The organism is Xylanimonas ulmi (genome assembly GCF_004216535.1).
Lineage (GTDB): Bacteria > Actinomycetota > Actinomycetes > Actinomycetales > Cellulomonadaceae > Xylanimonas > Xylanimonas ulmi.
The window spans coordinates 3,927,679-3,941,056 of the sequence record NZ_SGWX01000001.1 but is presented as its reverse complement, the minus strand read 5'-3'; the positions used below and the strand labels follow the sequence as shown (position 1 = coordinate 3,941,056).

Below are 13,378 nucleotides of genomic sequence, written 5' to 3'. Positions count from 1 at the left end.
GCTCGGCCATCGGGTGACGCAGGCTCTCGGCGGGTCCGGCCGCCGGGGGGTCGTCAGGGTCAGCCCAGGGCGCCGCGACGCTTCGAGACGATGTCGAGTGCGACCGCGGCCAGCAGCACCAGACCCTTGATGGCCTGCTGCCAGGCGGCGTCGACTGCGAGGATCGACAGACCCATGTTGAGCACGCCCATGATGAGCGCACCGATCATGGCGCCCGAGATCTTGCCGACACCGCCGGTGACCGCGGTGCCACCGATGAAGCACGCGGCGATGGCGTCAAGCTCGAAGTTCTGACCCGCTGCGGCCACACCGGCACCGGCACGCGCCGTCGTCGCGATGGCGGCGACCGCGGCGAGCATGCCCATGTTGACGAAGATCTGGAAGTCGGTGCGCCGGGTGTTGACGCCCGAGAGGATCGCCGCGTTGCGGTTGCCGCCGACGGCGTACACGTGCCGGCCGAACCGCGTGCGGCCCAGCACGAACGTGAAGCCGAGGATCAGCACACCCACGATCAAGAGGATGATCGGGGTGCCGCCGGTCGACAGGGACAGGCGCCAGGCGACCAGGCCGATGAGCACCGCCATGACGGCGAGCTTCGCGACGAACACGCCGAACGCCTCGGTGTGCAGGTTGTGGGTGATCATCGACCGGCGGGCGCGGTACTGCGCGACGCCGAGGCCGACGATCGCGATGGCGCCGATCACGAGCGTCAACACGTCCAACTGGCCCGCGAAGCCCAGGAAGTTGGGCAGCGACCCGTTGCCGATCTGGTTGAACGGGCGCGGCAACGGCGAGACCGTCTGGCCGACGAGCACGATGGCCAGACCGCGGAACGTGAGCATGCCCGCGAGGGTCACGATGAACGCGGGGATCCCCATATAGGCGACCCAGAACCCCTGCCAGCACCCCACGAGGGCGCCGACCGCGAGCGCCGCGAGGATCGCGAGCGGAACGGGCCAGTTCCAGTGCGCCATCATGATCGCCGTCAGACCGCCGATGAACGCGACCACGGAGCCGACCGACAGGTCGATGTGCCCGGCGACGATGACCGCCACCATGCCGATCGCCAGGATCATGACGTAGGCGTTCTGCATGACCAGCGCGGCCATGTTGTTCGGCATGAGGAGGCGGCCGTCGGTCAGGATCTGGAACAGCAGCACGATGACGAGCAGCGCCCCGACGATGCCGTACTGACGGACGTTACGGCCGAGGTAATCCCTCAGGACGTTCATGAGTGGTTTCCTTCCGGGGACACGCCCACGTGGGCGGCGGCCTTCTCCATCGTCATATAGCGCATGAGCTCTTCCTGGGTGGCTCTCGCGCGCGGCACCTCTCCGGTGATGCGCCCCTCGGAGACGGCGTAGATGCGGTCGCACACGCCGATCAGCTCGGGCAGCTCGGAGGAGATCACGATCACTGCCTTGCCGGCGTCGGCGAGGGCGTTCATGATCCCGTAGATCTCGTACTTGGCGCCGACGTCGATGCCACGCGTCGGCTCGTCGAGGATCAGGACGTCCGGGTCGGTGTTGACCCACTTGGACAGGACGACCTTCTGCTGGTTTCCGCCGGAGAGCTTGCCGACGAGCGCCTCGACATTGGGCGCCTTGATCCGGAACTCCTGGCGGAACTGCTCGGCGACGACCTCCTCGCCACCCTGGCGCATGACGCCGAGCCTGCTGGACACCTTGCCGAGCGCCGAGGCGGAGATGTTCTCGCGGATGGTCTGGATGAGGTTGAGTCCGAGCGCCTTGCGGTCCTCGGTGGTGTAGGCGATGCCGTGCCGGATCGCGTCGCGCACGTTGCGGATCTGGATCTCCTCGCCGCGCTTGTACACCTTGCCGCTGATGTTGGACCCGTAGGTGCGCCCGAACAGGCTCATGGCCAGCTCGGTGCGCCCGGCGCCCATGAGGCCCGCGAGGCCGACGATCTCGCCCGCGCGCACGTTGATGCTCACGTCGTCGACGACGAGCCGCTCGGTGTCGATCGGGTGGTAGACGGTCCAGTCCTCGAGCCGCAGGAGCTCCTCGCCGATCTGCGGCGTGTGCTCGGGGAAGCGGTGGTCGAGCGAGCGTCCCACCATGCCGCGGATGATGCGGTCCTCGGTGACCGGCTCGTCGCCGTGGAAGTCGAGCGTCTCGATCGTCTCGCCATCGCGGATCACGGTCACGCGGTCGGCGATGGCGGCGATCTCGTTCAGCTTGTGGCTGATGATGATCGACGTCATGCCCTGCTTGCGGAACTCGTCGATCAGGCTCAGCAGGTGCGCCGAGTCCTCGTCGTTGAGCGCCGCCGTCGGCTCGTCGAGGATGAGCAGGTCGACGTTCTTGGACAGCGCCTTGGCGATCTCGACGAGCTGCTGCTTGCCGACGCCGATGTCCAGCGGGGTCAGGTCAGGGTTCTCGGAGAGTCCGACGCGCCGCAGGAGCTCGGCCGCACGCGAACGTGTCAGGTGCCAGTCGACCAGGCCCGTGGGCCCCTGCTCGTTGCCGAGGAAGATGTTCTCGGCCAAGGACAGGCGCGGCACCAGCGCGAGCTCCTGGTGGATGATCACGATGCGCGCGGCCTCGGAGTCGCGGATCCCCTTGAACCGCACCTCCTCGCCGTTGTAGATGATGTCGCCCTCATAGGTGCCGTAGGGGTAGACCCCCGAGAGCACCTTCATCAGGGTGGACTTGCCCGCCCCGTTCTCGCCGCAGATGGCGTGCACTTCGCCCCGGCGCACCGTGAAGGTGACGTCAGAGAGCGCCTTGACGCCCGGGAACTCCTTGACGATGTTGCGCATCTCAAGGATGAGATCGGCGTCTGTTCCCGAGCGCGGCTGCTCGGGGTCCGCCGTCGTGTTCGTGCTCATGACCTGTCTTCCTCGTCGAAGCAATCGACTTGTTGCCGGGCGGGCGGGTCCGGGGCGCGTGGCCCCGGACCCGCCGCGCGTGCGCTAGAGGCCGGTGACGGCGTCGGGCGCGAGGAAGCCGGAGTCGATCAGCTTCTCCTGGATCTGGTCGCGGACCACGACCTCGGGGCGCAGCAGGAACGCCGGGACGATCTTGACGCCGTTGTCGTAGCTCTCGGTGTCGTTGACCTCGACCTCCTCACCGTTGACGATCTGCTCGACCATGCGGGCGACCTGGGTGCCGAGGGTGCGGGTGTCCTTCCAGACGGTCATCGACTGGGTGCCGTCGATGATCGACTGGACGTTGGCGACGTCGCCGTCCTGACCGGTCAGGATCGGGAAGTCGCCGGCGGTGTAGCCGGCGCCGAGCAGGGCCTGGGTGATGCCCAGGGCGAGCGAGTCGTTCGGCGAGAGGACGACGTCGACGCGCTTGCCGTCGGTGTAGAACGAGTTGAGGCGGTTCTCCATCTCGGACTGCGCGGTGGCCGACGACCAGCCCTGGATGCCGATCTGGGTCCAGCCGTCGAGGTTCGCGGGAACCTTGCCCGAGGGCGAGACGAGCTGGCCGTTCTCGAGGAAGGGCTGGAGGACGTCGAACGCGCCCTTGAAGAAGAAGCGGGCGTTGTTATCGTCAGGAGAGCCGGCGAACAGCTCGATGTTGAACGGACCGGCGCCGTCCTTCAGGCCGAGCTGGTCGACGATGAACTCGCCCTGGAGCTGGCCGACGAGCTCGTTGTCGAACGTCGCGTAGTAGTCGACGTTCTCGGTCTCGTTGATCAGGCGGTCGTAGGCGAGCACCGGGATGCCGGCGTCGGCGGCCTGCTGGAGGACCGGGCCGAGCGCGGTGCCGTCGATCGACGCGATGACCAGCACGTCCGCGCCGTCGTTGATCATGTTCTGAATCTGGGAGATCTGCTGGTTCACCTGGTTGTCGGCGAACTGCAGCGACGTCTGGAACCCGGCGTCCTGCAGCAGGCCCTCCAGGTGTGCGCCGTCGTTGTTCCAGCGCTCCAGCGAGCGCGTCGGCATCGCGATGCCGATCAGGGTGTCCCCGGGAGCGGCGCTCCCATCACCACCGGCGTCGTCGCTCCGCTCTGCGGAGCAGGCGCCCAGGGCGCCGAGCGTGAGCGTGACTGTGGCAATCGCCACAAGCTTGCGCCAAGACCTCATCGTCCGTCCTTCTTCGTCGTCGAGTTAAGGAGAGCGGGCAGCGAGCCCGCCATGTCGTAGGTCCGGCACTGCGTCGTGTGACCGCGGCACCGACCGTGGGACCACCGTGAACGTAACCGTCCTGCGTTCGACATTCAACGCCAGAGAGGCAGGATTCGGTGGATCGAGATCAAATTGTGTTCAAGAGTCGAACTCAACGCCAGAGCGGCGCTACCCTCGTACCCGTGCCCAGGGACACGTCGCCGTCTCCCGGTTCGCAGAGCTCGCTCCGCGAGGCGAACCGGAGCCGCATCGTGGCCGCGGTCAAACGGTTCGGAGGGCTCACACAGGTCGAGCTCGCCGCGGCGACCGGGCTGTCGACCGCCACGGTCTCCACCATCGTCAAAGAGCTCGCGAGCGCCGGCGTCGTCGAGACGCAGACGACGTCCCGCTCAGGCCGTCGGGCGCTGCGCGTCACGATCGCCAGACAGGCGGGCCTCGTCGCAGGCGTCCACATCGGACCGCGCGCGATGGCCGTGGCGCTCGGTGACCTGGCGCACGAGGTCGTCGTCGAGCAATCCCTCCCGCTGCCCGCCGACCACCGCGCCGACACGACCCTCGACCGCGTGGCGCTGCTCATCGTCGACCTGCTCGAGCGCGTCGGCGTCGACCTCGACGGGCTCCTGAGCGTCGGCGTCGCCATGGCCGCGCCCGTCGAGCCCGGCACCGGGCTCATCGCCGTGCGCGGCCCGCTGCGCTCCTGGGCGGACGTGCCCGTCGCCCAAGTGCTCACCAAGCGCCTCGCCCGCCCGGTGCACGTCGACTCCGACGCCGGGCTGGGCGCCGTCGCCGAACACGGCCTCGGTGCTGGGCGAGATGTCCAAGACATCCTCTACGTACGACTCTCGTACGGAACGTCCGCCGGCGTCATCCTCGGCGGGCGGCTGCACCGGGGCGGCTCGGGCGCGGCCGGAGAGATCGGCCATGTGCAGGTCTCGCCCGCCGGGCCAGTGTGCCTGTGCGGCAACCGGGGCTGCCTCGACACCGAGGTGGGCGAGTCCGCGCTGCTCGAGATCGTGCGGCCCGCGCTCGGCGAGGTGACCCTGCGCGACGTCGTACGCCGGGCGCAGCAGGGTGACCCCGGATGCACGCGCGTGCTGACCGACGCCGCACGCCGCGCCGGACAGGTCGTGGCCGGCGTCGTGACCGTCCTTGATCCACAGCGCGTCGTCGTAGGGGGCGAGTTGGCGCAGGCCGGTCCGGGGGTCGTCGAGGCTCTGCGAGAATCGGTCCACCGGCACGCGCTCCCGCACCGGTTCGCCCCCGTCGACGTCGTCGCAGGTGAGCTCGGTCCGCGGGCCGAGTTGCTGGGCGCGCTGGAGCTGGCGCGCAAGGAGACCGACGTCGAAGGAGTGGCCCGGTGACCGCACCATCTACACCGCCGGTGCTGTCCGTGCGTGGGATCCACAAAGCGTTCGGACACGTCGAGGCGCTCACCGACGTCGACCTGGACGTGCACGCGCACGAGGTCGTGGCGCTCGTCGGCGACAACGCCGCGGGCAAGTCGACGCTCGCCAAGATCATCTCGGGCGTGCTCCAGCCCGACGCCGGCATCATCGAGCTCGACGGCGAGCCGGTGACCGTCCCGTCGGCGGCCGTCGCGCACACGCTCGGGATCGCGACCGTGTTCCAAGAGCTCGCCCTGTGCGACAACCTCGACGTGGTGCAGAACCTGTTCCTCGGCCGCGAGGTGCGCAAGACCAGGACGGGGCGCGACGGAAGACGGCACGGATCGAACCGCGCGGGGGCGCCGCTCGACGACGCCCTGATGGAGGGGCAGGCGCGCGAGATCCTCACCGCGCTCACCTCGCACATCCCGTCGGTGCGCACGCCGCTCGCCCAACTCTCCGCCGGTCAGCGGCAGACCGTCGCCATCGCACGCACCCTGCTGGGCAACCCGCGCCTGGTGGTGCTCGACGAGCCGACGGCGTCCCTGTCGGTCGCCCACACCGCCGAGGTGCTCACCCACATCGAGCGATTGCGCGACCTGGGCCACGCCGTCGTGCTGATCAGCCACAACCTCAACGACGTGCGGGCCGTCGCCGACCGCATCGAGGTGCTGCGCCACGGCCGCAACAACGGCACCTTCGCAGCCCGCAATGCGACCTACGAGCTCATCGTCGCCGCGATCACCGGCGCCACCTCCCTCCTCCACGCCTGACGACTCCCCCGCCCCGCCGGCCGACCGCGGTACCCGGCGGCTCTCGGGGTGTTCGAGCATTTGGGCTGAGTTCGAGCAATCGGCGCGCAGTTCGAGCGCTCGGGGACTCGAACTCAGCCCGAATACTCGAACGCCGCGCGAATGCTCGAACGCGGGCTCGGACACACCGGGAGCGAAGCCCGGGCGCGGAACCTGGGGGCGAAGTCCGAGCGCGGAGCCTGGGCGCGGAGTCCGGGCGGTGACTGGGCGGCGACGCCGGGCGTGTGTGGATCGAAGCATGGCTGGGCGTGCTCCCATGGGCGCGGGCGGGGAGCGTGTCCACACACCCCGGGCCTCCCTGGTCGCCCACAGGCGGCGAGCGGCGGGGGCCGCGACGGTCGCAGGTCCGCGATCGTGACGCCATGACCGAGCCCGCGCCGATTCTCCTCGCCCGCGACGCCGACCGTGACCTGCTGCGACGCGACCTGGCGCGCGGCGACGTCGCGAGGGTGCGCCGCGGCGCCTACCTTCGCGTCGACGACCTGCGCGCCGTCGACGCGCGACGTGGCTCGCGGCCGACGCCCTCCGACCCTCGACCGGCGGCGGCTGGGCGCGCGCAAGCCTCCTCGCGCGCCGCGTCACCGCTCGACGCCGTCAGGCGTGATGAGCCCGCGTGGACGCGCCTGACCATGCTCGCCGTCGCGTCTCAACTGCGCACGCCGGTCTTCAGCCATGAGTCGGCCGCGCTCTGCTGGGGCTGGCCCACGTGGACGACGCCGCCACGCACCCATGTGACCCAAAGATCGCGCCGCGCGGGCACGGCGAGCGCCGACATCGCCCGGCACTTCTCGCGCCTGCCCGAGGGCGACGTCGTCGAGCGCGAGGGTCTGCTGGTGACCTCGCGCGAGCGCACCGTCATCGACATCGCGCGCACCGCGCATCCGTTGCGCGCCCTCGTGGTCGCCGACGCGGCGCTGGCCGACGGCGTCGACCGCGACGCGGTGCTCGCACGTGTCGCTTCCCTCGGCGCCGTGCGCGGGACCCGCCGAGCACGATGTGTGCTCACCCTGGCCGACGCCGGAGCCGAGTCGCCGTGGGAGACATGGCTGCGCTACGTGGCGTTGCGCGTGGGCCTCCCCCGCCCGGTGACGCAGGCCGTCGTCCGCACACGGCTGGGCGACTATCGCGCCGACCTCGCGTGGCTCGAGCACCGCGTCCTCGCGGAGTTCGACGGCCGGGTCAAGTACACCGACGGCGCGTTCGGCGACGGGTACGACGGCGCGGCCGCGCTGTTCGCAGAGAAGCGGCGCACCGACGCCATCGTCGAGGCGACGGGCGTCGTCCCCTTCCGCGCCACGGCTCGCGACGACCCGGAGGCGACCGCCGCGCGCCTGCTCGCGCGCTTCCCCCGCGCGATCCGCGACAGGGCCCGCCCCCACCCGCTGCTGCTTCCGGTCCGCCTGGCGGGTTGAACCGCGTGTTCGAGCAATCGGCGGCATGTTCGAGCGCCCGGGCGCTCGAACTTCCCCCCAACCGCTCGAACTTCCCGCATTCGCTCGAACTCGCGGGGCGGGCGGAGCGCGCCGGGCGGGGCGGGCGGGGCGGGCAGAGGGGGCGGCGCGGGCGCGGGCGTGGGGTTGGGGCGGGTCAGGGGGTGTTGCGGGCGTCGACCTCGTGCAGGACGCGGCGCAGGTAGGTGTAGGTCAGGGCGCCGGCGGCGTCGTCGTGGTGCTCCTCGAAGCCGTGCTTGGCGTACATCGACAGGCTCTCCTTGGAGTCCTTGCCGGTGAACGCCCAGACTTCGGTGACCTGCTCGGGCAGGTGCGGGATGATCGCGAACAGCAGGCTCGTGCCGATGCCTCGGCCCTGCATGTCGGGCGCGACGGCGAGGCGCCCGAGGGTGGCCTTGTTGTCCTCGAGCTCGATGCGGATCGAGCCGACCAGGCGCGCGCCCTCCCACGCGCCGATCGTCACGACGTCCTCGCGCGCGAGATCCTGGCGCAGCTCGGTCAGCGTCTGCGTGAGCGCCGGGATGTGGGGATCGCCGTACTGCTGCGCCTCGGTGACGAACGCGGCGCGGCGCAACGTGAGCAGCTCCCCCGCGTGGGCGTCCTCGACCAGAGCGATGCGGGTGGCCTGCGTGGCGTCGTTCATATACGCATCGAACCAGACGACGGCGCTCGCGTGCGCGCTGTGGCCGTACCGTAGTCCCGTGATGCCGTCGTGAACCCGACCTCCGAGACCGCGCCCACCGCCGCGTCCACCACCGTTCCCACCAGCGTCAGCACCGACTCACCCGCCGCCGCGCCGAGCACCGCGCTGAGCGGCGCCCCTGCCGCCGGCGGCGCCGAGTGCGCCGAGTGGGTCCTGACCGTCTCGTGCCCCGACGGGCCCGGCATCGTGGCCGCCGTGACCGGCACGCTCGCCGCCCGCGGGGACAACATCACCGAGTCGCAGCAGTTCGGCGACCCGACGTCCGGCTTGTTCTTCTTGCGCCTGCAGGTCGTCTCGTCGGCCACACGCGACGAGCTCGTCGCCGCGCTGACGCCCGCGTTCGAGGCGTTCGGCATGACGTGGCAGCTCGACGTCGTCGGCCGGCGCGTGCGCACGCTGCTGCTCGTGAGCAAGGCCGCGCACTGCCTCGTCGACCTGCTCTACCGCGAGCGGTCGCAGGGCATGCCCATCGACGTCGTCGGCGTCGTCGGCAACCACCCAGACCTGGCGGACATCGCGGCGTTCTACGGCAAGCCGTTCCACCACGTGCCCGTCACCAAAGACACCAAGGCGCAGGCCGAGGACCGGCTGCGCGCGCTCGTGGCGGAGCTCGACGTCGAGCTCGTGGTGCTCGCGCGCTACATGCAGATCCTCTCGGACGAGCTGTGCCGCGACCTGGCCGGCCAGGTCATCAACATCCACCACTCGTTCCTGCCGTCGTTCAAGGGTGCGCGGCCGTACGCGCAGGCGCACGATCGCGGCGTCAAGCTCATCGGCGCCACCTCGCACTACGTGACGGGCGACCTCGACGAGGGGCCGATCATCGAGCAGGACGTCGAGCGTGTGGACCACTCGCGTGCGGTGTCCGACCTCGTCGCGATCGGCGAGGACGTCGAGCGGCGCACGCTCGCGCGCGCCGTGCGGTGGCACGCCGAGCATCGCGTGCTGCTCAACGGGCACCGGACGGTCGTGTTCCGGTGAGGTGAGCCGCGGCGGGGAGCCGGCCGAGGGCGCGGGGCGCTCGGGGGGGGTTTCGACAGGCTCAACCACCGGGTGGGCCCAACCGCCGGGGGGTTTCGACAGGCTCAACCGGCGGGGTGGGCTCAACCGGCGGGGTGGGGTCAGCCGGCGAGGTGGGACCAGGCCGGGGCGAGGGCGCGCCACGGGCCTACGGCCGCGACGCTGCCGTCGACCAGCACCACCACGCGGTCGGCGCGGGCCAGCGCGGCGTGCTTGGACGTCGAGCCGAGCACCGTCACGCCACGCGAGCGCAGCGAGTCCCACAGCTCGATCTCGGTCGTCGCGTCGAGCGCCGAGGAGACGTCGTCGGCCAGCAGCACCTCGGCGTCGGCCGCGAGCGCCCGCGCGAGCGCGAGCCGCTGCACCTGCCCGCCCGACAGGCGCACCCCGCGGTGCCCCACCAGCGCGCCGGGCCCACCCGCCTCGGCGACATCGCCCGTCATGCGCGCCGCCTCGAGCGGCCCGACGACGTCGCGCGCGTGGTCGAGCCGCACGTTGTCGGCGAAGGTGCCCGAGAGCACGCGTGGCACCTGCGCGACGTAGGCGACGCGTCCGGGGCGCAGGAACGTCTGCGCGTCGGGCACCTCGGCGCCGTTCCACCGGACCGAGCCGGTGTGGGACACGAGCCCCGCGAGCGCGGCCAGGAGGCTCGACTTACCTGAGCCGACACGGCCGAGCAGCAGCACGAGCTCGCCGCGCCGCACGGCCAGGTCGACGTCCGCGACGCCGATCGTGCCGTCGTCGTGCACGGCCGTCAGGCCTCGCAGCTCCAGGCGGTCGAGCGGGTCGCGCGCCCCCGGGGCGGGGGCGGGCGCGGCGCCGGAGACCAGGTCGACGTCCTCGGGCAGCGCGCACAGGTCGGCGCCGTCGGCGAACCGGCTGGTGGCGCGCAGCCAGGCGCGCGTGCCGGGCGCCTCGGTGACGACGGCGCCGGCGACCGTGCCGAACCAGCCGAAGCCCGTCACGGCGTTGGCGACCAGCAGCGCGGTGGCGAGGTTCCACGAGCCGTGCAGCAGCGCGTACCAGGCCGCGACGACGCCGACCTGGATCATCACGGTCGGGACGCCGTCGAGCACGGCCTGCACGCGGTGCTCGAAGATGGCCGCCTTGACGCGTCCGGCGTCGACGCCGCTCAGGTGCGCGTGCACCTGGGGCGTGCGCGCGGCGAGCTTGACGGTGCGCGCGGCGTCGAGCGCCGAGACCAGCGACCGCCCGAACCGCGCGCGGGCGGCCGAGGAGCGCGCGGCCGAACGGCCCGCGATCGGGCGGCCCAGCGCCGACGCCGCGGCGGGGACCACCATGACCGCGAGCAGCACGGCGCCCGCCTGCCACGACCAGCCCAGCAGCGCCGTGACGACCACGATCGTCAGGCCGTTGACGAAGTCGACCCACCGGTCGGCGTACCGCACGAACCGGTCGGCGTCCATGGCGCGCGCCACGATCTCGCCGGGAGGGGTCGCGGGCAGCCGGTGCTGCTGGGTCTGCCCGGCGAGCACGGCCATGCGCACCCGCAGCAGCACCTCGATCCACCAGCGCGGGTAGACGTAGATGGCCCACGCCAGGCTCAGCGGCGCCGCGACGAGCAGCGCCGACATCGCGACCAGCGGCCAGGTGAGGCCGCCGCCGTCGCGCAGGGCGTCGACGGTGTGTCCCCACAGGAACCCGACGGCGGCGCCCTGGGCCGAGATGAGGCTCGCGACCAGGAACAGCACGGCGCCGAGCAGGCCCCAGCGCGGGGTGACGGCGAGCTGGCGCAGCACGGCGCGGCCCAGGCCGAGCCCGTCGCCGGGCTGGCGCAGCGCGGGCGGCGGCCCGGTCCGGCGGCGGGCGCCGACGCCGGCGCCCGGTGTGTGCCCGTCGGGCCCCGGGGGGCTCGCCGCGCCCGTCGCGGGGCCGGCCACCCCTGCGGCCGGTCCGGCGGCGCCGGCGGCCACCGTCGAGCCCGCGGCCACGACCGCGTCCGCCGCGGCCTCGACGGCGTCCACGCCCTGCGCGGCGCTCGCGGCGTCGCGGGAGTCGAGCTCCACGTCGTCGGCGCGCGGGTCGCCGTCCTCGGGTTCGCCGTCGAGCAACCCGGACGCCCCGGCCTCCAGCAGCGAGCGGAAGCGGCCCGGCTGCGCGGCGAGCTCGGCGCGCGGCCCCTGCTGCACGACACGGCCGTGGTCCAGCACCGCGACGAGCTCGGCGCGCTCGATGGTCGACAGGCGGTGCGCCACGAGCACGCCCGTGCGCCCGCGCAGCAGCCGCTCGGAGGCGGCGACGACGCGCGCCTCGGTCAGCGGGTCCATGCGCGCGGTCGCCTCGTCGAGCACCACGACCTGCACGTCGCGCACCAGCAGGCGCGCGAACGCGACGAGTTGCTCCTCGCCCGCCGACAGACGCGTGCCGCCCGGGCCGAGCAGCGTGTCCAGCCCGTCGGGCAGCCCGGCGACCCAGTCCGCCAGGCCCAGGTCGCGCACGGCCGCCTCGACGACGCCGGGGGCGACGTCGGCGAACAGCGTGATGTTCTCGCCCAGCGTGCCGGCGAGCAGTTCGGTGCGCTGGGTGACGACGCCGACGGCGGCGCGCAGCCGTTGCAGGTCGAGGTCGCGCACGTCGGCGCCGCCCAGCAGCACCGTGCCGCGGGGCGGTTCGACGGCGCGGGAGAGCACCGAGGCGAGCGTCGACTTGCCGGAGCCGGTCCGGCCGACGAGCGCGACCGTGTGGCCCGCGGGCACCGACAGGTTGACGTCACGCAGCGCGAACGACGGTTCGCCGTCCTGCGCCGGGTAGGCGAAGTCCAACCCGCGGAACTCGACGTCGAGCGGCCCGTCGGGCACGTCGTCGCCGCCCGTGGGCTCGGGCTCGACGTCGAGCATCTGCCGCAGGCGGGTGACGGCGCCCAGGCCCTCCTGGATGTCGGGCAGGTGGTGCACCAGGTTGTCGACCTGGCCCACGAACCGCGCGGTGACGAGGAACAGCGTGACCAGCGCGGCGACCGACATGCCATCGGTGGCGGCGATCGCGACCCCGACGACGGCGACCGCGGCGAGCATGCCGTGCAGCAGCAGGCCCGAGGTGCGCACGAGCCGGAACTCGACGTCGAGCACGGCCTTGAAGCGGCGGTGCGCCACCGCCGACAGCTCGGCCACGCGGCGCAGCGCGAACGGCCGCCCCAGGCTCGTGCGCAGGTCGTCGCGCGCGGCCACGGCCTCCTCGAAGGCGGCGGCGTGGTCGGTCCACGCCTTCTCCTCCTCGACCTTGCGCCGCGCGATCTCACCCAGCCGCGGCCGCGCGAGCCACCACACGGCGGCGCCGAGCGCGGGGAACACGAACCAGCCGGGCCACCACGTCACGCCGGCCACCGCCCACATCGGCACGACGCCCGCGACGGTGCGCCCCGCGGCCCACAGCTGTCGGCGCACGAGCGCGCCGACGGCGTGCGTGTCGTCGTCGACGCGGTCGAGGATCTCCCCGGCCGCCTGTTCGCCCAGCGCGGCGAGCGGCTGGCGCAGCGCGGCGGTCAGCAGGTCGCCGCGCAGGCGGCCCTCGGCGCGGTCGACGACGCCCGCCCAGGTCACGAGTCCGGCGCTGTCCAGCAGCGCCCCGCCCACCAGGCACGCGGCGAGCGCCAGCAGCGTGGCCATCGCCGGGTCCTGGGCCATCTGGCCGGCGACGACGGTGCCGAGCGTCTGCGCGACGGCGCCCACGACGAGGCCCACGAGGGCGAGCACCGCGGTGGCGCCGTGCAGCCGGCGCCAGTCGAGGCGGCGCGACGGGTCGTCGACGGCGTGCGGGCGCGCCGGAGCCTTCGTGGGCAGACCGGCGCCTGGGTCAAGGGTCGTGGTGGACATCGGCTCGACCCTACGGTGGGACACCCGCCCCGGGCACAGGGATTTTCGTCACGGCGCCCGTCACGCGCCCGA

General features: G+C 72.5%; 9 protein-coding genes. 4 read left to right on the top strand and 5 right to left on the bottom strand.

The genetic code is table 11. The features are described 5' to 3' along the window. Positions 1 to 59: 59 nt before the first annotated feature. From mmsB to chvE, 3 genes are all read right to left on the bottom strand, one after another. Positions 60 to 1,232, bottom strand: coding sequence for a multiple monosaccharide ABC transporter permease (mmsB, locus tag EV386_RS18050; protein WP_130416642.1), 1,173 nt, complete (start codon positions 1,230 to 1,232; stop codon positions 60 to 62). Continuing rightward, on the bottom strand, positions 1,229 to 2,851 hold the full coding sequence (mmsA, locus tag EV386_RS18045; RefSeq protein WP_130416641.1) for a multiple monosaccharide ABC transporter ATP-binding protein: 1,623 nt from the start codon (positions 2,849 to 2,851) through the stop codon (positions 1,229 to 1,231). The genes mmsB and mmsA overlap by 4 nt, the downstream gene beginning before the upstream one ends. Positions 2,852 to 2,935: 84 nt before the next feature. Next, positions 2,936 to 4,060, bottom strand: coding sequence for a multiple monosaccharide ABC transporter substrate-binding protein (gene chvE / locus EV386_RS18040; protein WP_130416640.1), 1,125 nt, complete (start codon positions 4,058 to 4,060; stop codon positions 2,936 to 2,938). Positions 4,061 to 4,284: 224 nt separating this feature from the next. Here chvE and EV386_RS18035 point away from each other — a divergent pair, with 224 nt between their 5' ends. From EV386_RS18035 to EV386_RS18025, 3 genes are all read left to right on the top strand, one after another. Then, entirely contained in the window at positions 4,285 to 5,463 is a 1,179-nt protein-coding gene (locus tag EV386_RS18035; protein WP_130416639.1) for an ROK family transcriptional regulator, read from the top strand. Next, positions 5,460 to 6,260, top strand: a complete 801-nt coding sequence (locus EV386_RS18030) for an ATP-binding cassette domain-containing protein (protein ID WP_130416638.1) — start codon at positions 5,460 to 5,462, stop codon at positions 6,258 to 6,260. Before EV386_RS18035 ends, EV386_RS18030 begins: the two co-directional genes overlap by 4 nt. Before the next feature lie 401 nt (positions 6,261 to 6,661). Next, positions 6,662 to 7,711 carry a hypothetical protein gene (locus tag EV386_RS18025; RefSeq protein ID WP_130416637.1) on the top strand — a complete coding sequence of 350 codons (1,050 nt, stop codon included), beginning with the start codon at positions 6,662 to 6,664 and terminating at the stop codon, positions 7,709 to 7,711. A gap of 175 nt (positions 7,712 to 7,886) precedes the next feature. Here EV386_RS18025 and EV386_RS18020 read toward each other — a convergent pair whose 3' ends face one another. Further along, the gene (locus EV386_RS18020; RefSeq protein ID WP_130416636.1) at positions 7,887 to 8,393 is read right to left on the bottom strand and encodes a GNAT family N-acetyltransferase; all 507 of its coding nucleotides are present in this window, start codon (positions 8,391 to 8,393) and stop codon (positions 7,887 to 7,889) included. A gap of 165 nt (positions 8,394 to 8,558) precedes the next feature. On the opposite strand from EV386_RS18020, the gene purU reads away from it, so the two are divergent. Then, entirely contained in the window at positions 8,559 to 9,434 is an 876-nt protein-coding gene (gene purU / locus EV386_RS18015; RefSeq protein ID WP_130417032.1) for a formyltetrahydrofolate deformylase, read from the top strand. 140 nt (positions 9,435 to 9,574) lie between these two features. On the opposite strand, the gene EV386_RS18010 is transcribed toward purU, so the two are convergent. Continuing rightward, positions 9,575 to 13,306: an ATP-binding cassette domain-containing protein gene (locus EV386_RS18010; protein WP_130416635.1), complete on the bottom strand. Its 3,732-nt coding sequence runs from the start codon at positions 13,304 to 13,306 to the stop codon at positions 9,575 to 9,577. Positions 13,307 to 13,378: the final 72 nt, after the last annotated feature.

Bases quoted from the DNA above. Each gene is read 5' to 3' on its own strand.
- mmsB (WP_130416642.1), bottom strand. From the start codon at position 1,232: ATGAACGTCCTGAGGGATTACCTCGGCCGTAACGTCCGTCAGTACGGC.
- mmsA (WP_130416641.1), bottom strand. From the start codon at position 2,851: ATGAGCACGAACACGACGGCGGACCCCGAGCAGCCGCGCTCGGGAACA.
- chvE (WP_130416640.1), bottom strand. From the start codon at position 4,060: ATGAGGTCTTGGCGCAAGCTTGTGGCGATTGCCACAGTCACGCTCACG.
- EV386_RS18025 (WP_130416637.1), top strand. From the start codon at position 6,662: ATGACCGAGCCCGCGCCGATTCTCCTCGCCCGCGACGCCGACCGTGAC.
- EV386_RS18020 (WP_130416636.1), bottom strand. From the start codon at position 8,393: ATGAACGACGCCACGCAGGCCACCCGCATCGCTCTGGTCGAGGACGCC.
- EV386_RS18010 (WP_130416635.1), bottom strand. From the start codon at position 13,306: ATGTCCACCACGACCCTTGACCCAGGCGCCGGTCTGCCCACGAAGGCT.